This is a genomic window from Massilia scottii, assembly GCF_030846495.1.
GTDB classification, from domain to species: domain Bacteria; phylum Pseudomonadota; class Gammaproteobacteria; order Burkholderiales; family Burkholderiaceae_D; genus Telluria_A; species Telluria_A violaceinigra.
This window is the reverse complement of record NZ_JAVCWM010000027.1, coordinates 70932-89424: the sequence shown is the minus strand read 5'-3', so window position 1 is coordinate 89424 and position 18493 is coordinate 70932. Positions and strand designations below refer to the sequence as shown.

The 18493-nt window shown below is 62.7% G+C and carries 17 protein-coding genes; 8 read left to right on the top strand and 9 right to left on the bottom strand.

Features of this window, described 5'->3' with window-relative positions:
- Nucleotide 1 precedes the first annotated feature (1 nt).
- Both RBA41_RS27305 and RBA41_RS27300 read right to left on the bottom strand, forming a co-directional pair.
- Nucleotides 2-823: a thioredoxin domain-containing protein gene (locus RBA41_RS27305; protein ID WP_306627532.1), complete on the bottom strand. Its 822-nt coding sequence runs from the start codon at nucleotides 821-823 to the stop codon at nucleotides 2-4.
- A 37-nt stretch (nucleotides 824-860) separates the two neighbouring features.
- On the bottom strand, nucleotides 861-1502 hold the full coding sequence (locus RBA41_RS27300) for a VOC family protein (RefSeq protein ID WP_306627531.1): 642 nt from the start codon (nucleotides 1500-1502) through the stop codon (nucleotides 861-863).
- 261 nt (nucleotides 1503-1763) lie between these two features.
- Between RBA41_RS27300 and RBA41_RS27295 the strand changes: the two genes are divergently transcribed.
- From RBA41_RS27295 to prfH, 6 genes are all read left to right on the top strand, one after another.
- On the top strand, nucleotides 1764-1970 hold the full coding sequence (locus tag RBA41_RS27295) for a hypothetical protein (protein WP_306627530.1): 207 nt from the start codon (nucleotides 1764-1766) through the stop codon (nucleotides 1968-1970).
- Nucleotides 1971-2458: 488 nt separating this feature from the next.
- Nucleotides 2459-5545 (top strand): glycoside hydrolase family 48 protein, encoded by a 3087-nt coding sequence (locus RBA41_RS27290; protein ID WP_306627529.1) that lies wholly within the window; start codon nucleotides 2459-2461, stop codon nucleotides 5543-5545.
- A gap of 85 nt (nucleotides 5546-5630) precedes the next feature.
- Nucleotides 5631-6188: a LemA family protein gene (locus RBA41_RS27285; RefSeq protein WP_306627528.1), complete on the top strand. Its 558-nt coding sequence runs from the start codon at nucleotides 5631-5633 to the stop codon at nucleotides 6186-6188.
- 42 nt (nucleotides 6189-6230) lie between these two features.
- Nucleotides 6231-7790: a glycoside hydrolase family 5 protein gene (locus RBA41_RS27280; protein ID WP_306627526.1), complete on the top strand. Its 1560-nt coding sequence runs from the start codon at nucleotides 6231-6233 to the stop codon at nucleotides 7788-7790.
- Nucleotides 7791-8161: 371 nt separating this feature from the next.
- Nucleotides 8162-9355, top strand: coding sequence for an RNA ligase RtcB family protein (locus RBA41_RS27275; protein WP_306627525.1), 1194 nt, complete (start codon nucleotides 8162-8164; stop codon nucleotides 9353-9355).
- Entirely contained in the window at nucleotides 9355-9984 is a 630-nt protein-coding gene (gene prfH / locus RBA41_RS27270) for a peptide chain release factor H (protein ID WP_306627524.1), read from the top strand. Before RBA41_RS27275 ends, prfH begins: the two co-directional genes overlap by 1 nt.
- A 204-nt stretch (nucleotides 9985-10188) precedes the next feature.
- Here the strand turns inward: prfH and RBA41_RS27265 are convergent, their stop codons facing one another.
- Together RBA41_RS27265 and RBA41_RS27260 are read right to left on the bottom strand one after the other, a co-directional pair.
- On the bottom strand, nucleotides 10189-10521 hold the full coding sequence (locus RBA41_RS27265; protein ID WP_306627523.1) for a hypothetical protein: 333 nt from the start codon (nucleotides 10519-10521) through the stop codon (nucleotides 10189-10191).
- 179 nt (nucleotides 10522-10700) lie between these two features.
- On the bottom strand, nucleotides 10701-11198 hold the full coding sequence (locus RBA41_RS27260; protein ID WP_306627522.1) for a hypothetical protein: 498 nt from the start codon (nucleotides 11196-11198) through the stop codon (nucleotides 10701-10703).
- A 144-nt stretch (nucleotides 11199-11342) separates the two neighbouring features.
- Here RBA41_RS27260 and RBA41_RS27255 point away from each other — a divergent pair, with 144 nt between their 5' ends.
- The gene (locus RBA41_RS27255) at nucleotides 11343-12881 is read left to right on the top strand and encodes a helicase HerA-like C-terminal domain-containing protein (protein WP_306627521.1); all 1539 of its coding nucleotides are present in this window, start codon (nucleotides 11343-11345) and stop codon (nucleotides 12879-12881) included.
- A gap of 12 nt (nucleotides 12882-12893) precedes the next feature.
- Here RBA41_RS27255 and RBA41_RS27250 read toward each other — a convergent pair whose 3' ends face one another.
- Genes RBA41_RS27250 through RBA41_RS27240 form a run of 3 tightly spaced genes read right to left on the bottom strand, consistent with a single transcriptional unit; the run spans nucleotide 12894 to nucleotide 14382 of the window.
- Nucleotides 12894-13214, bottom strand: a complete 321-nt coding sequence (locus RBA41_RS27250) for a DUF2288 domain-containing protein (RefSeq protein WP_306627520.1) — start codon at nucleotides 13212-13214, stop codon at nucleotides 12894-12896.
- Nucleotides 13215-13259: 45 nt separating this feature from the next.
- Nucleotides 13260-13943 (bottom strand): RES family NAD+ phosphorylase, encoded by a 684-nt coding sequence (locus RBA41_RS27245; RefSeq protein ID WP_306627519.1) that lies wholly within the window; start codon nucleotides 13941-13943, stop codon nucleotides 13260-13262.
- 1 nt (nucleotide 13944) lies between these two features.
- Nucleotides 13945-14382: an MbcA/ParS/Xre antitoxin family protein gene (locus RBA41_RS27240; protein ID WP_099879556.1), complete on the bottom strand. Its 438-nt coding sequence runs from the start codon at nucleotides 14380-14382 to the stop codon at nucleotides 13945-13947.
- Nucleotides 14383-14636: 254 nt separating this feature from the next.
- On the opposite strand from RBA41_RS27240, the gene RBA41_RS27235 reads away from it, so the two are divergent.
- Complete coding sequence (locus RBA41_RS27235) at nucleotides 14637-15320, top strand: hypothetical protein (protein ID WP_306627518.1); 684 nt, start codon at nucleotides 14637-14639, stop codon at nucleotides 15318-15320.
- A 250-nt stretch (nucleotides 15321-15570) separates the two neighbouring features.
- On the opposite strand, the gene recJ is transcribed toward RBA41_RS27235, so the two are convergent.
- Nucleotides 15571-17265: a single-stranded-DNA-specific exonuclease RecJ gene (recJ, locus tag RBA41_RS27230; RefSeq protein ID WP_306627517.1), complete on the bottom strand. Its 1695-nt coding sequence runs from the start codon at nucleotides 17263-17265 to the stop codon at nucleotides 15571-15573.
- The gene (locus tag RBA41_RS27225) at nucleotides 17262-18284 is read right to left on the bottom strand and encodes a hypothetical protein (protein WP_306627516.1); all 1023 of its coding nucleotides are present in this window, start codon (nucleotides 18282-18284) and stop codon (nucleotides 17262-17264) included. The genes recJ and RBA41_RS27225 overlap by 4 nt, the downstream gene beginning before the upstream one ends.
- Nucleotides 18285-18493: the final 209 nt, after the last annotated feature.

The window sequence follows — 18493 nt, the reverse complement described above, 5'->3', positions numbered from 1 at the left end:
GTCAGCGTTTGGCCGCCTCCAGGTAAGCCGTCAGGCCGTTGCAGCTGCCCTCGCCCGGCCCCTTGGTCCGCGTGATGTTCAGATCCTTCGCCATCCATGCTTCGACAGTGCGCATTTCGCCCTGCGCCAGCGCGGCTTCCTCGCTGGCGTCTTCGCGGCTGGTGCGCGACAGTTTCAGCATGGCCGCTTCATTGAGCGCGCCGGCATGGGCCACCGTCCAGGTCTGGAAGGCGCGTTCGTAAGCCGCCGCTTTGGGTGGTGCAACCCTGGCGCACGCCGCCACCAGTTCCTTCAGCAGGTCCTTGCGCGTGTAGAGACGCAGCACGTCCTGCTGGGCAGCCGTCAGCGGTGCCTGTGGCGCCGGTGCCGGCTCCGCTGCCTCCTGCTCGTAGGTGACATCCTTGCCCGGCGCCGGCGGCAGCTGGCGGATCTTCTCGATGTGGGCCAGCAGCGCGCTCGCGCTTTCGGGCCGCCCGCCCGCCTGGCGCTGCTCCTTGCCATCCTTGAACACGATCTGGCGCGGCACGCCGCCGATGTCGATGCGTGGGCCCATCTTCGGCGCCTTGTGCCAGACGGGCCATTGCACGCGCGCGAACACGGTGTTGCGGTCGGTGGATTCGGCGGCGGCCTGGTCGAAGGTCTTGTCGGCGCCAATGCAGTATTTGCAGCCGCGGTCCGGTGAGGTCAGTTGCAGGACCACGTAGCCGGGTTTGGACAGGAAGGCATCGACCTCGGCTGGTTTGAGTTCGGTGACCTTGGCGGCGAAGGCCATGGTGCAGCCCAGCGCGGCGCCCGCGGCCACGGCGATGTTCAGAAATTTCATCGGTTTTTTTCCTCGTTGATGTGGGTGGTCAGGATTGTCAGAGCGTGCGCGGCCCGGCCGGCGTGCCGATATGGGCGCGCAGATGCGGCCTGGCGCCGGCGTCGATCCGCACCACCGATACCGGCGCATGCATGCCGATTGCGTCAAGCAGCGCGCGCACGCGCAGCGGCTCGGGGTGGAACAGCTCCAGCCGGTCCAGCGTCAGGCCCGGATCGGGCATGCCGGCCGCCGGGTGTGGCCCGGCATCCCATTCGATCAGCGCGGGACCGACGCCGTCCATCGGCATGCCGCCACCGGCGGGAATGGTAATGAGCCAGTTGCGCGCGCCGCGGCCCATGGGCGTGACAGGGCCGAGCGGCGCGATGGCATCCACCGCGCCGGCCGTGGCGGCGATGTCGCTGGTGCGCGCGACCCAGGCCGACAGCGCCGGCGCCGAACCGGTTTCCAGCGCGTCGAGCGCAAACCAGCGCGGGCGGGCCGGCGAGGGCGCCTCGGGATCGATCGCGATGATCTCCAGGAAGAGGGCGTCGCCAAGGCGCAGCAGCAGGTTGTGCGTGCCCATGGCGGGATGTTTGCCGCCCGGGGCGGCGGCGACGCCGAGAACCTCGCGGACCCAGGCGGCGCCCTGGTCGAGCGTGGGGGCGGTAACGGTGATGTGGTCGAGCTGGCAATGTGGCATGCGCACGCTTTCCGAAGTGGTTTCAATATGAAAGACACAACATGGTAGCACCACGGAGCGCCGACAGCCCGGCATGTGGAGCGGTTGGCGGCAGGAAACGCATATCAAAAACGATATTTAGCATGAAAGCGATTTCAAGGGTGATGAAATTTTCGCGCGTCAGTTTTTCGCCACGCGTGTTTAGTCAAAAAACACGCTGTTTCGCGTGCGCTCCGGCATATGCACGTCACGGAATTTAACATTTCTCGCTTGCAGGAGATCTTGAACAGCAAGCATCATTATTTTTCGGTTTATGGGGCACTTTTTCACTATGTAGATCCGATGAAAGGCCTGAAAGCCCCGCCGTTGAAGGAGATACTTGTTCTTTTTTCTGGAAGCGGTTCCCAAAAGCTCCACACGGCACACACCTGTTTTCATTCAGCAATTGCTATATGTGCAATGCAAAAACAGGCATTTTTGGGTTCTTGACATTTAACCTTTGCAGCGGATACATTGCGTCAATACCTAGCCGACGGCTTGTTTTGTGCAGCGACGGTTGGCCTCGGCCCGGACACGTCCGCAGCCAGGGTCTTTCGATAAAAACGGTCATTTGATCGTTTTTTTTGAAAAACAGTTGAAAACGTTTTCAAGCCTGCGTAGTGCGGGGACGGCATGGCCGGCCCCACCGTGCAGGTCCTGTATGCGCCGCAGCCTTGCTCTGGGCAGTGGAAGGTGCGGCGCATGCGGACAGCGAAGGCATCCACCTGTCTTCGGGCGCAAGTCGATTCCTGCTTCGGCAGGCAGCGGCCGGCGCAACGTGAACCGCGCCGTGGCCGCCCGCCACGGACCGGAACGCGGGAAAGAAAAATGAAACATCCGCCATCCGTACCGGTGCATCCGGAAAGAGGGCGGCAACCATGCCGGCGTACGTGATTCACGGACGCCATAAAGTACGACAATTGCGAGGAGACTCCTGAATGAATTCGATGTCACAAATTAAACTGAACGCCGTCACCGATGCCCTGCGCAACAGCGGCAGCGGCCGGCGCCTGGCGCGCAGCGCGATGCGCGGCCTGCTGGCCCTGTCCGTCACGGCAGCCACCGTGGCCGCGATCAGCGTGCCGATGATGGCAACGGCCCACGCCGCCGCCGATGCGGAATACACGCAGCGCTTCCTGACCCAGTACAAGAAGATCAAAGATCCTGCGAACGGCTACTTCAGCAAGGAAGGCGTGCCGTACCACTCGATCGAAACGCTGATGGTCGAAGCACCGGACCACGGCCACGAAACCACGTCGGAAGCGTACAGCTACTGGCTGTGGATGGAAGCGCAGTACGGCCGCGCCACCGGCGACTGGGGTCCGCTGAACGCGGCCTGGGCCAACATGGAAAAGTACATCATTCCATCGCAGTCCGACCAGCCGACCAACAGCTTCTACAACCCGGGCAAACCGGCGACCTACGCCGCCGAGTACGACCTGCCGAAGAGCTACCCTGCGCCGCTGAACGGCGGCGTGCCGGTCGGCCAGGATCCGATCGCCAACGAACTGAAAACCGCTTACGGCACCAGCAATATCTACGGCATGCACTGGCTGCTGGACGTCGATAACTGGTACGGCTACGGCAAATGCGGCGACGGCACCACGCGTCCTGCGTACATCAACACCTTCCAGCGCGGTTCGCAGGAATCGGTGTGGGAAACCGTTCCGCACCCATCGTGCGAAACCTTCAAATGGGGCAAAAACGGCGGCGGCGAGGGTTTCCTCGGCCTGTTCATCGGCGACAACAACCGCGCCAAGCAGTTCCGCTACACCAATGCACCTGACGCCGATGCGCGTGCCGTGCAAGCCGTGTACTGGGCGTCGGTCTGGGCCAAGCAGCAAGGCAAGAGCGCGCAAGTGGCCGATCTGGTCACCAAGGCCGCGAAGATGGGCGACTTCCTGCGTTACGCCATGTTCGACAAGTACTTCAAAAAGATCGGCAATTGCACCAACGCGAATTCCTGCCCGGGCGGCAATGGCCAGCCGAATGCTCAAGGCGAACGCGACAATCAGCATTACCTGATGAGCTGGTACTACGCATGGGGCGGCGCAACCGACACCAACGCCGGCTGGGCATGGCGCATCGGTTCGAGCCACAACCACTTCGGCTACCAGAATCCGCTGGCCGCATGGGCACTGTCGACCCAGGCCGAATTCAAGCCGCTCTCGCCTAGCGCTGCTGGCGATTGGGGCAAGAGCCTGACCCGCCAGATGGAATTCTACCGTTGGCTGCAATCGGCTGACGGCGCGATCGCCGGCGGCGCGACCAACAGCTGGGGCGGCGATTACCTGACCCCACCGGCAGGCACCGCGACCTTCCACGGCATGTTCTACGATGAAAAACCGGTCTACCACGATCCGGCGTCGAACACCTGGTTCGGCTTCCAGGCCTGGTCGATGCAGCGTGTGGCCGAGTACTACTACGCCAGCGGCGACGCGCGCGCCAAGACGGTTCTGGACAAATGGGTAGCCTGGGCATCGGCCAACACGGTCCTGAAAGCGGACGGCACCTACACCATCCCGAACACCCTGGCATGGAGCGGCCAGCCTGACACCTGGAACGCGGCAACCCCTGGCGCGAATGCCAACCTGCGCGTAAAAATTGTCGACAGCACCAACGACGTCGGTATCGCCGCCGCCTTTGCCCGTACCCTGATCTACTACGGCGCAAAAGCGAACAACGAACCAGCGAAAGTACTGGCCAAGCAACTGCTGGACCGCATGTGGGCCAAGCACCAGGATTCGGTTGGCCTGGTGGTCGACGAAACGCGCGCCGACTACAAGCGCTTCACCCAGCCTTACGATCCGGCTACCGGTTCGGGCGTGTACATTCCACAGGGCTGGACCGGCACCAACGCCCAGGGCGCGGTGATCGACTCGAGCGCGACGTTCCTGAGCATCCGTCCGAAATACAAGGACGATCCGCAGTGGCCTAAGCTGAAAGCTTACCTGGACGGCGGCCCGGCACCAACCTGGCGCTACCACCGCTTCTGGGCGCAGGCCGACATCGCCAATGCACTGGCCGATTACGCCAACATCGTCGGCGGCAGCGACTCGCCATCGATCGTGACCAGCACCAGCGCCCTGAGCGTGCCTGAAGGCGGTTCCAACAGCGTGCGCATCAGCCTGTCGAAGGCGCCTGCCGCCAACGTCACGGTCGCCATCGCCAAGGCGGCCGGCGGCGACGTCGACCTGAGCACGCCGCAGACCAGCCTGCTGTTCACGCCGGCCAACTACAACGTGCTGCAGGCCGTGTCGATCAACGCCGCACCGGATGCCGACGCCCTCAACGGCAGCGCCAACTTCACCTTCACGGCGCCTGGCTACCTGAGCGCCACCACGGTGGCCACCGAGTCCGACCGCGATGTTGTGATCCCGGTCAGCCTGGTTGTCACCGGCGCGCCTTTGAGCGTACCGGAAGGCGCATCGCGCACCTTCCAGGTCCGCCTGGGTGCAGCACCTAAAGCGAACGTCACGGTCAGCGTAGCCCGCCTGAGCGGCGACACCGACCTGTCGGTTGCCGGTGGTGCAACGCTGACCTTCACGCCAGCTAACTGGAACGTGACCCAGCCAGTGACGGTTGCCGCGGCAGTCGATGCCGATAGCCTGAACGGCAGCGCCACCTTCGCAGTGACCGCGCCGACGGCAGCCGCCGTCAACGTCGTGGCCACCGAAGCGGACAAGGATGTGCAGACCGGCGGTTGCGCTGTCGATTTCGACACCACCAATGACTGGGGTGCTGGCCAGGTTCCACGCGTCACGCTGCGTAACACCGGCACCGCGCCGATTACCGGCTGGGCACTGAACTGGACCGCGTCGAACGACGCCACGCTGACCAACTCGTGGGGCGCTGTCGTGACCCAGAGCGGCCGTGCGTTCAACGCGACGCCGACGGGCTGGAACGGCACCATCGCTGCCGGCGGCAATGTCGAGTTCGGCATGCAACTGTCGTACAGCGGCGCGAAAGTGCTGCCGACCGGCCTGAGCTGGGCTGGCCGTAGCTGCACCATCGCTGTCAAGTAATTGTTAGTCGTCCGCGCGGGCCGAATGTGGCCCGCGCGGATTTTTTGCGTTTGAAACAGGCATTTGAAAACAAGGGAGGACGACGATGACGATTCGTTCAACACAAGCGGCAATCGCAGTGCTCGCGGTAATACTCGCCGTCGCCGGCGTCGGCGCCGGCATCAGTTACAACACACTCAGCGCCGCGAGGGCGGGCGGCACCGACGCCTGGCGCGACCTGACCCAGATCCACGCGCAGCGCGCGCGCCTGGCCAGCACCGCGCTCGAAGGCGCGGCGCGGGCCGGCGGACTCGATCCGGCCTTCATCGACCAGGCGCGGACCAGCCTGGTGCGCGCCAGTGCGCTGCCGACCAACAGCGACGTGCTGAACGACGCGGAAGCGGTCGATACCTACAAACGTTACCAGGGTGAGCTGACCGGCGTGCTGTACCGCCTGGCGGAAACGCGCGGCGCGCCCGAGCTGGAAACGGTGTCATCACTCAAGGAACTGCGCGGCAAATTGCCGCAAGACGAGATTGCGCTGGCCGATGCCCGCAACCGTTACGGAAAATCGGCCGAAGGCTACAACGCCCTAGTCGGCACCTTCCCGGGTGTCGCGGTCGCAGCGGTGACCGGTTACCGGCCGCTACCAGCCGGGCTCTAACCGGCCCGCTTCAAGTCCTCTCACCTATATTGGAGATGCACGATGATTACCCCGAAAGTTGTAAGCAAACTGGCACTGTCGCTGGCCCTGGCCTTCGCAGCCACGGCGGGCCACGCCTTTACCGTATCCGGCAACAAGATTTTGGACGATGCGAACCGTCCGGTCGTGCTCAAGGGCGTGAACTGGTTCGGTTTCGAGACCTATGATGGCACGGTGCACGGCCTGTGGACGCGCAACTGGAAGAGCATGCTCGACCAGGTGCAAGCGAACGGCTTCAACGCCCTGCGTATTCCGGTGTGCCCGGCCACCTTTCGCGACTCGGTCAAGCCGAACATCGACGCGCTGGCCAATCCCGACCTGGTGGGCCTGAACTCGCGCCAATGGCTCGACGTGTTCCTGAAAGAAGTCGACCGCCGCGGCATCTATATTCTGCTGGACCACCATCGTCCGGATTGCAACGCGATTTCGGAATTGTGGAACACGCCGCAGTACACCGAAGAACAGTGGCTGACCGACCTCGAATACCTGGCCCAGCATTACTCCGGCCTGCGCAACCTGATCGGCCTGGACATCAAGAACGAGCCGCACGGCCAAGCGACCTGGGGTACGGGCAATGTGCGTACCGACTGGAACCTCGCGGCCGAGCGCGCATCGAAGCGCATCCTGGCGGTCAATCCCAACCTGCTTATTTTCGTCGAAGGCATTGGCAGCAATTCTGGCGGCTGCCAGGGCCAGTACGGCCATTTCTGGGGCGGCAACCTGGAACCGCTGAACTGCAAGACGCTCGACATTCCGCGTAACAAGCTGGTGCTGTCGCCGCACGTGTACGGTCCTGATGTGTTCGAGATGGATTACTTCCGGGCGCCTGACTTCCCGGCCAACATGCCTGCGATCTGGGATCAGCAGTGGGGCAAGTTCGCCAAGGATTATCCGGTGGTGCTGGGCGAGTGGGGTGGCAAGTACGGCCACGGCGGCGGCCATGCGAAAGACAAGATCTGGCAGGATGCGCTGGTGAAATACCTGAAAGAACGCGGCATGATCAGTTCGTTCTACTGGACGCTCAATCCGAACAGCGGAGACACGGGCGGCATCTTGCAGGATGACTGGAAAACGGTCTGGCCGGACAAGATGGCATTGCTGAAGAACTTGTGGGCTGGTGCGACGCCAACGCCGACGCCAACGCCAACGCCAACGCCGACGCCGACGCCGACGCCAACACCGACGCCGACGCCAACACCGACGCCGACGCCAACGCCGACACCGACACCGACACCGACACCGACACCGACGCCGACGCCGACGCCAACGCCAACGCCAACGCCGACGCCAACACCAACACCGACGCCAACACCGTCGGTCACGGCAGTGGTGAAAATCACGTCCGACTGGTCGGCTGGCTATTGCGCCGATGTTGCAGTGAACAACGCCGGTACGTCGCCGGTGGTGTGGAAGATCCAAGTGCCGGTGCAGGGCAAGATCAACAACCTGTGGAACGCGGTCTACACCCAGACTGGCGCGATCTTGACGGCATCGGGCCAGGCGTACAACGCGACAGTGCAGCCGAAAGCGACGCAATCGTTCGGCTTCTGCGCCGTTCGCTAAGTCGACATGTTGCTCAACCGGGGTCAGACCTCGGTTAAGCAACGAACGCGCAGTATTTCCTAACCGAGGTCTGACCCCGGTTAGGCAACAACGCCCGCCCCATGAGTAAATAATGGCAAGTTAGCACTTGCGTTGCCGCAAAAAATCACCTACTATCGCATTCTCAAGCAGGCCAACCATTTTAGAAAAGGAGATCGATCATGCAAAAACTGAACATAAACGCTCTTTTTCTGGGTCTGGCTGGCTACATCCTGCACTGAACCGACGGCATTCGCCCGTCTGTCGCATCGTTTTAGCCCTCTCTTGACGAGTTAATCGTCAGCGCTCCGCCAGCGCCCAATCCCGTATCGACTTTTTTGGATTGGCATCACATGGGCAATTTTGTTCAGCAAATTTCTGATCGTATTTCGATCATCGCGTCCGACCGTCTGTGGCTCGAAGACGCAGCAGTACAACAAACCAAAACCACGGCCGCACTCGCCGGCATGCAGCGCGTCGTCGGCTTGCCCGACCTGCATCCGGGCCGCGGCTATCCCGTCGGGGCCGCCTTCTTTTCCACCGGACGCCTGTATCCGGCACTGGTCGGCAACGACATCGGCTGCGGCATGGCGCTGTGGCAAACCGACATTCTTGCCGGCAAAGCCAAGCTCGACAAGATCGACAAGCAGATCGGCAACCTCGACGACGTGATCGACGAGGAGGAATGGGCCGCTCTGGAGCGCCTCGATCCTTCCTGGCCGGCACGCATCGACGCATTGTCGGCATCGCTGGCTGCGGCCGGCGTGGATCTGGCGCCGCTGCGCTCGCTCGGCACCATCGGTAGGGGCAACCACTTCGCGGAACTTCAGGCCATCGACGCTGTCGAAGATGAAGAGGTGATGGGGCGCACGACGCTGACGCGTAAATGCCTGCAACTGCTGGTGCACAGCGGCTCGCGTGGTCTTGGCCAAGTAATTTTGCGCGCGCATGTCGACGCGCACAGCCACGCCGGTTTGGCCGACGGCAGCCCTGAAGCGGTCGCGTATTTGCGCGAGCATGACGCAGCGCTGCAATACGCGGAAGTGAATCGATCGCTGATCGCGGCGCGGATTTTTCATCGCCTGCGTTGTGAGGCTGTGCGCGTGCTCGACGTTCACCACAACACGGTGACGCCAGCATGCATCGATGGCCAGGCAGGCTGGCTGCACCGTAAGGGCGCCACGCCGAGCGACCAGGGGCTGGTGATGTTGCCCGGTTCGCGCGACGACTACAGCTATCTGATCGAACCGGTGCTGTCGGCCGGTGAACTGAGCCTGCATTCGCTGGCGCATGGAGCAGGGCGCAAATGGATGCGTACCGATTGCAAGGGCCGCCTGGACAAACTGGCGACGCCGGCGCAATTGAGCCGCACGTCGATGGGCGGGCGCGTCATCTGCAACGATCGTGCCCTGATTTATGAAGAAGCGCCACAGGCGTACAAGAATGTCGACAGCGTGCTCGGCTCGCTTGTGGGCGCGGGATTGGTGAGGGTGGTTTCCAGAAGCAAACCAGTGCTGACCTACAAGACGCGTGGGGAGTGCTGCTGATGATCTGGTTACAAATTACAGCCAATACGGGCCCGGTGGAGTGCTGCCTGGCGGTGACGAAAGCGCTTGCGCAACTGAGCCGCGAGGCGCAGAAGGCGGGGGTGACGGTCAGCGTGGTGGAGCAGTTGGATGGACCCGTCGGCGGGACTTTGCGCTCGGTGCTGCTGGAGCTGGATGGTCCTGCGGAACCTGAAGGGGCGCTTGCTGCGCGCTGGTGCGGCAGCATCCAGTGGATCTGCGAAAGTCCTTACCGCAAGATGCATAAGCGGAAGAACTGGTTCCTGAGTGGCGCGGCGTTTGCGCCGCCGGCCGTGTCGACCGAGTTCGGAGAAATCCGGTATGAAGCGACGCGCGCCTCCGGGCCGGGCGGTCAGCATGTGAACAAGACCGACAGCGCGATCCGGGCAACCCATGTGGCATCGGGCTTGTCGGTGAAGGTGCAGACCGAGCGCAGCCAGCATGCCAACAAGCGGCTTGCGGCGCAGCTGTTGCTAAGCAAGCTGGGGGAATTGGCGAAGTCGGAGGAAGGCAAGAACAAATCCGAGCGCCGCATGCACCACTTTCAGGCGGAACGCGGCAACGCGGAACGGGTGTTTGTGGGAATGGGGTTTGTGGAGCGGGCAGTCTGAACGACCGGTCGCGCACGGCATCGCCCTGATCTAGTTAATTCCACGCAAGTCGGTGGACGTGTTTGATCGAGCCGCAGGCTACGATGCAAACGTGGCGGGAGCGCATGCGTTCCCGCCTGTGCGGTGGCGACGGACCGAGGCCAACTCCAGATCTCCAATCGTCGTCTCTGCTTTTAATTGAGTTGCCACTTCACGGCCCAAAAATCAAGGCTCGTCGCTGCGCCAGACGTATCCTCCGGAATGCAGATTACACCGTGTGACAACCCAGCTATCAATAATCATCTCGATACCAGCTTCCCCGCAAGTTTCGCACATGCCCAAGCTGCGCTGTGCCACATCATTAAGGAAGGCATCAAACTCCCCATCGTCCCGGGGATCCCAGTCAAATCGCAATGCGCCGTATTTTTGAAAGGCAGAGGTAATGATGATATTTGAAGGCAGTTTATCGAAAACTTCATCAACCAAAGGTAACCAACCCGCACCACAATTTTTGTGTATCGCTTCCTTCGCCTGAAATCTGCTCAAGCCGTCAGCCATTTAATTTCGTCTCGCGGTCATGTATTCGCCCACTCATTATAGACAACCATCCGACGACAACCATCTCATGTCCAGACCGCGCAAACGGAGGCTCATCGAGATAGCGGACTGACGCGTCCTTTGCCGCCATTCCTCCGGTTCTTTCCCGCAAACAGCAGCAATCGGCCACCAATTCGCACTTACTTCCAGATGCGGTCGACGAGATCACCAATCTCCAGCGGCTTTCCTGCCGCCTTGGCGACCGTTGTCCACTCCGCCGGGGAGGGCATCGGACCCGCTGGCACTTTGCCACCGGCGACGCCATATTTCATCGCGAGCACCACTGTTCCGCCGTTGACGGCAGGCGGTTTCACGCCTTGCGCAGCGGCGATCAGGTCGCTCGCCACGGCTGGCGGCAGCGGCGGATTGAAATCGAGCCAGAATTTCGATTGCTGTCCCGGACGAATCGCCACCACCAGGAATCCACCGGTGGCGGGAACGGCCTTCGCGGCATTGAATATTCCACTCGCGGCAGCGTCCACTTGCTTGAGGTAAGGAGCAAGTTTTTCCACGCTGACCCTTGCGCCGATCACCTGTTCAGGCTGCAGCAAAACAACGCCACCAGCCGTGATGCCGCCTGCGGCCTGAACGCCACTGGTGCACAGCCAAGCGGCAAAAAGAAAAATAATCGAACGCATCCTGGTCTCCGTCGAAGTGTAACTGCGGCAAATCGCCGCGGGCGTATTGAATCACGTTTTGCCCGTTGCCGGGAAACTTGCATCGATCGATGCCAAAGGCATGATGTACTATGAATATCCCATCGCACCCAGGAGATTGCCGCCATGTCCATCCCGCTGCCGATTGCCAGAAACAATGCATCCCAAGCGCCGCTGATGCTCGATTTGCTGCCGGCGCTGGTCAATCGTCACGGATGTATCACCGGCGCAACCGGTACCGGCAAGACGGTGACCTTGCAGGTGATCGCCGAGGCGCTGTCGGGAATCGGGGTGCCGGTGTTCATGGCGGACGTCAAGGGTGACCTGTCCGGCATGGCCACGGCGGGCGCAGCCTCGGAAAAGATGATAAAGCGCTTGAGCGCACTGGGCGTCGAAGCGCCAGCCTGGGCCGCTTGTCCGGTGACGTTCTGGGATGTGTTTGGCGAGAACGGCCATCCCGTGCGCGCCACGATTTCCGATCTCGGCCCGCTGCTGCTGGCGCGCATGCTGAACCTGAACGATACCCAGGAAGGCGTGCTGCAACTGGTGTTCAAGATCGCTGACGACAATGGCCTGCTGCTGCTCGATATCAAGGATTTGCGCAGCATGCTGCAGCATGTGGGCGACAACGCTGCAGATTTCCGCACGACCTACGGCAACATCTCGGCGGCGAGTATCGGCGCCATCCAGCGCGGGCTGGTGGCGGTCGAGCAGCAGGGCGGCGACCGCTTTTTCGGCGAACCGATGCTCAATATCGATGACTTGCTGCAAACCGACGCGCAAGGCAAGGGCATCGTCAACATCCTCGCCGCCGACAAGCTGATGAACGCGCCGCGCCTGTATGCGGTTTTTCTGCTGTGGCTGCTATCGGAGCTGTTTGAAAACCTGCCCGAGGTAGGCGACCTGGACAAGCCCAAGCTGGTGTTTTTCTTCGACGAGGCGCACCTGCTGTTCAGCGAAGCGCCCAAGCCCTTGCTGCAAAAGATCGAGCAGGTGGTGCGCCTGATCCGCTCGAAGGGCGTGGGTGTGTTTTTCATCACGCAGAACCCGCTCGACATTCCCGACACCGTGCTTGGCCAGTTGGGCAACCGCGTGCAGCACGCCTTGCGTGCGTACACGCCGCGCGACCAGAAAGCGGTCAAGGCCGCCGCCGACACGTTCCGGCCCAATCCGGGGCTCGATACCGCCCAGGTCATCACCGAGCTGGAGGTGGGCGAAGCGCTCGTCTCGTTCCTTGATGAAAAAGGACGGCCGAATATGGTCGAGCGCGCGTTCATCTTGCCGCCGGCATCGCAGATCGGCCCCATTGACGACGCCGGGCGCCAGCACGCAATGGCGCAATCGGTGGTTGCCGGCGTGTACGAACAAGGCATCGACCGCGAATCGGCGCACGAACTGATTGCCGCCCGCGCTGTTGCTGCGGAACAGGCCGAAACCCCGGCACCGCGCGGCAGGACCCCGGCCGGCGGCGCGCGCAGCCAGGTGCCCGAGAGTGCGCCCAATACGTCCTTGGGCGGCATGCTCGGCGGCTTGTTCGGCGGCGGCGGCAGCAAGCGCCAATCGCCGGTGGAGGCGATGGTCAAGTCGGCCGCGCGCAGCATCGGCTCGCAGGTCGGGCGGGAGATTATCCGCGGCGTGCTCGGGTCGATTTTGAAGCGGCGCTAGGCCGCAATCGGTTCAGTGCAGGACGGCTTTTTCTGGCTGCACCAGTATGAAAGGATGAACGACCGAGGTCCACAACACGGCGGCGGTCTCGGTCCAGGCTTGCGCCTGCGCATCCGACACCTTGCCGAGCTTGCCGTCGCCCATCCAGCGGGCGATGCTGTCCTTGTCATCGTGCGAAATGCGCACGGCGACGTCGACCAGGTCGAGGTCGGCGCTGACGAACACCACATTGCCTTGGGCAAAATGGCGCTCCAGTTCGGACCAGGGCAGGCGCGCCGTTTCGAGGTTGATCTTGGCGCGCAGTTCGGTGTCGTTTTCAGGCTTGGTATTCATACAGTTACTCAATAGTTCAGGTGGAGTCGATCGTAAAACGATGGTTCAGATGATATCGATGACGGGGGTAGGCGAGCCGGACCAGGTGAGGCGGTAGACCTGTCCCTTGCGTACATTGCCGACCAGGGCGGGGCGGAAACATGCAAGGCAAGTGCCCTCGGGACGCCGCACACTCGGGTAAATCACGCCCATCGAACCGCTCTCGAGCAGTTGCGTGGCCAGATCCTGGGAATCGATGTAGCTGGTCGGATCGAGATACCTGGCGAAGGCATCGACCCCGCGAATGTCGTGGAACGTGCTGGTAAAGTCGGCGATCAGCGCCTGATACGTCACGCTGTCGTCGAAGCGGCCGATTTCCTGGTACTCCACGGTCTTGTGGAAAGTGATTTCGGCAAGGGCGGTCTCGGCCTCGAAGGCGCAATACCAGGCCCCGCGTTCGCCATCGTTGAAACGGCTGCCTTCCGGGCGCGGATAGGTGTAGGCCGCGTTGATGATGCGGAAATTCGGCACGCCGAAGACCAGTTCATCGACGCCAATGCCGGGCAGGCTGCCGTATTCGCCGCGCAGGCGTTCATTGGTGGCGTTATCGATATCGAACAGGTCGCGCAAGACATCACGATCCTCGGCCAGCGGGCTGAGCACGGAATCTTCCACGTCGGCGAAGCGGGATGGGATCAGGCGGCAGGTGTCGAACTGCCGCAAATTGGTGAGCTTGGGAATGACCGTCAAGTCAGAGGCCTCCTCGGCGCGCGTCGAGCAGCTTGCGCACCGTTTGCATGGATAACAAGCCGCCCGCCAGCATTTGCGACAGCGGCGTGCGTCCGGCAAAGATAGGATTGGTATTCGGGAGGGTGACCCATTCGTCGGCAAGCTTGTCGCCGTACAGAATGTGAAGGGCTTTGTAGATGCCGAGCAGGTAGGAAATGCGGGTGATGCGGTCGACTTCGAGGACGCGGTCGGGGTTCTTTTTCCACTCGTAGAAAGTGGAGGAAGACATGCCGCCGAGCAGTTCGCGGGCATCTTCGTCGCGCAGCTTCCAGGCGGTCATGAGGGCAAAAAACCCCTTGAGCGCGGATTTGGACAGGCGCTCCCGCTCCGCTCGCGCGTTCAGGTCGATGAGCACGGCCGGCTCGAAACGACTTTTTGGATATGCGAAGGCAAGATTCATGATGGGCTCCAGTTATGGAGTATTTATACTCTATCTTCGTGTCGTGTGCAAGCCAATCGCCATCAAACTGTTCATGAGCTTGCACAAAGAATGACTGGGACTGTTCGGCTCGCTTGTGCCCGGTAGCGCGGCCGCGCTGACAGGCAGCACAACAGCCGCTGCAAGACTTGCAGGCAGGAGCAACATTGTTTTTATTTCAAATCGGCGAAGCCTCATAATATCGCCAATTCCTCCCTGTGCGGTGTCAAGCAGACGTGTCCAAGATTCCTCGCCCTATCCCCGAAGCGCGTACTCCCCGTGTCGTGAATCAACCATGTGCCGATGGCCGGGGGGCGTCTGGCCACGACGAACCGGATCACTGGGTCCTCGAATCGCGGGAAGCAACGCAGGACGACCGTCTGGTGATGGCCAAGGCTGCGGCCTTTATTTACGGCGTTGTTGCCCTTGCGCTGGCGAAACTCCTGACGCTGCTCCTGGATTTCATCGTCGGGGAAAACAGCGTCACGCAGGCAATCTGGATGGTCGCCGTTCCGGCGGGCGCCGTGTGGGGTTTCAGGAAGCAAAAGGCGAAGCCGGGCCAGGTCTGGACATCGCGTGAATGGATCGATTTCGGGAACCGTACGTGGAATACCCGCAGGCACTATCCCGACGGTAGCAAACCGCTGGAATCGAGGACGCTTCCGCTGAAGGCCGTCGCGGCGGTATCCCGTGCGGAAATGTATGAAGATGGAATGGGCTACACAAGCTTGTTGAGCGAGGTGAACAATCTGGTCCGTTATCGGCAGCCCTGGCCGTTGACGCAGGTGGAGCACTTCGACACCGAGAAGGAGTGCCTTGCATTTACCGAGGCCGTGGCGGCGCGTTGCGTCATTTCATGCTGGCAGTTCAGGGAGGCAGAGCTTGAAGGTGGCGAGGCGATGCTGGAAAAGCTGTCTTGAGTTGCGGGCGTGGAACACCAAAGCCCGTGTGCTTGCACGCCGATGATTAAACACCCCCACAAGACCATGTCGAATGACGCGCCAGTGAGTAGCGACGGGCCGGATGCCGTCGGCGTGCCGGACGACCATGGCGGACGTGCATGATCCGGCTCGGCTCGGACGGATCAGTTCTTCCAGCCCGACGTGCCAGGCGTCCGGCGCCGGCAGTGGACGGGCGTGCTTGGGCCCGTTCCGGCCTGTTCAGGCGAACTTAAGCCGGCTCGGCGTGTTCGACCAGCAGTTGCACCCGTGTGACGCCGTTGTATTCGTTGGCGTCGAGGCGGAATGCCACGCGTGCGCGCTCGCCGACCGACGCGGTGTGGCCGAACCAGATGGCGTCGTAACGCTGGCCGTTGCGCTCAAGCTGGAGCTTGAGATGGCGCTCTTTCAAAATGCGCTGGCTGACCACCCGGAACTCATCGCAAAACACTGGTGGCGCAAAGCCCTGGCCCCACACCTGGCCGTCCATCAGGCCGATGAATTCGGTCGTGTAATAGGCGTCTTCCAGCGGACCGTCGGTTTCGATGATGCGTTCGAGCTGCTGCGTGTTAAGCCAGGCGCGCCCGACTTCCTCGAATGCCGCGGAAAACGCCTCGAACGCGTCGGCGCGAATGGTCAGCCCGGCCGCCATCGCATGGCCGCCGAATTTGTCGATCAGGCTTGGTGCGCGCTTCGATACCAGGTCGAGCGCGTCGCGCAGGTGAAAGCCCGGAATCGACCGCCCCGAGCCCTTGATCCAGCCTTCCGCGCCCGGTGCGAAGGTGATCGTCGGGCGGAAGAATTTTTCTTTCAGGCGCGAGGCGACAATGCCGATCACGCCCTGGTGCCAGGATTCGTCGAACACGCTGATCGTGTTGCTGTCGGCCGGCTCGTAGGCGTCGAGGTGCAGCAGGGCCGTGTCCTGCATGTCGGCCTCGATTTCGCGGCGCTTCAGGTTGATTTCGTTGAGCTGCTGGGCGATGGCCCAGGCGCGTCCGTCGTCGTCGGTGACCAGGCACTCGATCCCGAGCGACATGTCTTCCAGGCGCCCGGCGGCATTGAGGCGCGGACCGAGCGCAAAACCCAGGTCGAACGGCGATGCGCTGCGCGCTTCGCGTCCGGCCACGCGGAACAGCGCGGCCACGCCGGGGTGCATGCGTCCCGCGCGCATGCGCTTGAGGCCCTGTGCCACCAGGATGCGGTTGTTCGAGTCGAGCCGCACCACGTCGGCCACGGTGCCCAGGGCGACCAGGTCGAGCAGGCTGTCCAGCTTGGGCTGGGTCTGGGCATCGAATACGCCGCGTTTGCGCAGTTCGGCGCGCAGTGCAAGCAGCACGTAGAACACCACGCCGACGCCGGCCAGGTGCTTGCTGGGAAAGCCGCACTCGGGCTGGTTCGGATTGACGATCACGCGCGCTTCGGGCAGCGTGTCGCCCGGAAGGTGGTGGTCGGTGACGACAACGTCGATGCCGCGCCGCTTCGCTTCCAGCACGCCGTCGATGCTGGCGATGCCGTTGTCGACAGTGATGATGATATCCGGCGCCTTTTCGCGCGCGGTCAGTTCCACGATTTCGGGCGTGAGGCCGTAGCCGTACTCGAAGCGGTTGGGGACGATGTAGTCGACCGTGGCACCCATCGCGCGCAGGCCGCGCAGGGCGACGGCGCAGGCGGTGGCGCCGTCGCAATCGTAGTCGGCCACGATGGTCATTTTTTTGCCGGCCTTGATGGCGTCGGCCAGGAACACGGCGGCGGCGTCGATGTGCAGCAGGCCGGCGGGCGCCATCAGGCTGCCCAGTTCACTCGATAATTCGCGCGCGTCGGTCAGGCCGCGCGCGGCGTACAGGCGCGCGAGCACGGGATGCACGCCGGTCTGGCGCAGCATTTCGGACGTTCGGAAAGAGCAGGGGCGAGTGGTGATACGGGTCATGGCAGCAGTCTGTCTAAGGTCGGGCGGCGCCAGAAGGCGCGTTGCGAAAAGCGGGTGGTGGTAAAAGCGGTCTGGCTGGTGCGGTGGCTCAGGACCAGTTGCAGCTGCTTGACGCGGCCGTCCTTGAGCGCGGCCAGAGCCGGGGCAAAGGTGGACTGCTCCAGGCGGTGCATGTGCTGCAGCCAGCCCGCCCAGTCGGTGGCCATGGCCGCTTCGCTCAGGGCGTCGCACACCAGGATCGATTTCCCGGCCATTGCGTCGATCGACGTGATGGCTGCGGCCTGTGGATGCCCGGTCAGCGCTGTCATCCACGGCGGGGCTGCACTGGTGGCCAGCGCGGAGGCGTCGACGCTGGCGCCGGCCGGGGAAGCGCCCCACGGCCAGAAGGAGTTGATCGCCGCCAGGCCGCGCGCTTCGCGTTCGGTGTTGACGGCATGCTCGAACCAGAGCATCTGCACTTCGTTTTGCAGCTTGCGGAATGCGCGCGCCGGCGGGCCCTTGGGCATCCAGTCGGTCAGGTTCAGGCCGACGGCCGAATCGGGTGTCGATGTCTCCAGGTCGGCCCAGTCGTCGGCGCGCATGAACCAGGTACCGGCGTCGCCGTACAGGAGCGTTTGTCCGGATTCGTCGAAGTAAGGCTTGGCGATGTCGAACAGGACGCGCCCGTGCGCCTCGGACAACTGCAGGCGGCGCATGTCGGCTATCAGCAAATGGCTGCGGGCGATCTGGGTGTGGGCCGGGTGGACGATGAACCAGGTGCCTTGCGCCGGCGCCAGCCCATAGCCTTGCATGACGGCGCTGGCAAATGCCGGTTTGCCGCCGCCGGACGCCGCCAGCGCGCGCGCCAGCCAGGCTTCGTGGGGCAGGGCGCGCAGGTCCTCATCGACCGGCAGTTGCTGGCGGGACGTGGTGCGGCTGATGAGCGCAGCCAGCGCGGGCGCCTGCAATGCGCGGATTAGATCGGGGGCGAGCTCGGGAGGGGGCAAGGCGAACGGCAGGACAAGCGAAATTTGGGTCATCCAGCATTGTAGGACAAAACGGCACGCCCGAAAATCCTGGCGCGTCGGCGAATGGCGGCGATCGGGCCAGGGATTGCATCCACGGCCTGGGTTAAAACGGGCGCCTGAGCACATCTGTGTCGTCAGCCAGCAAGCGGAGGACGCTCGTTGCGCCATCAGATGAGTGCGCCTGGTTTGAATGTAATGCTAGAATTTAGATAACATTTTTC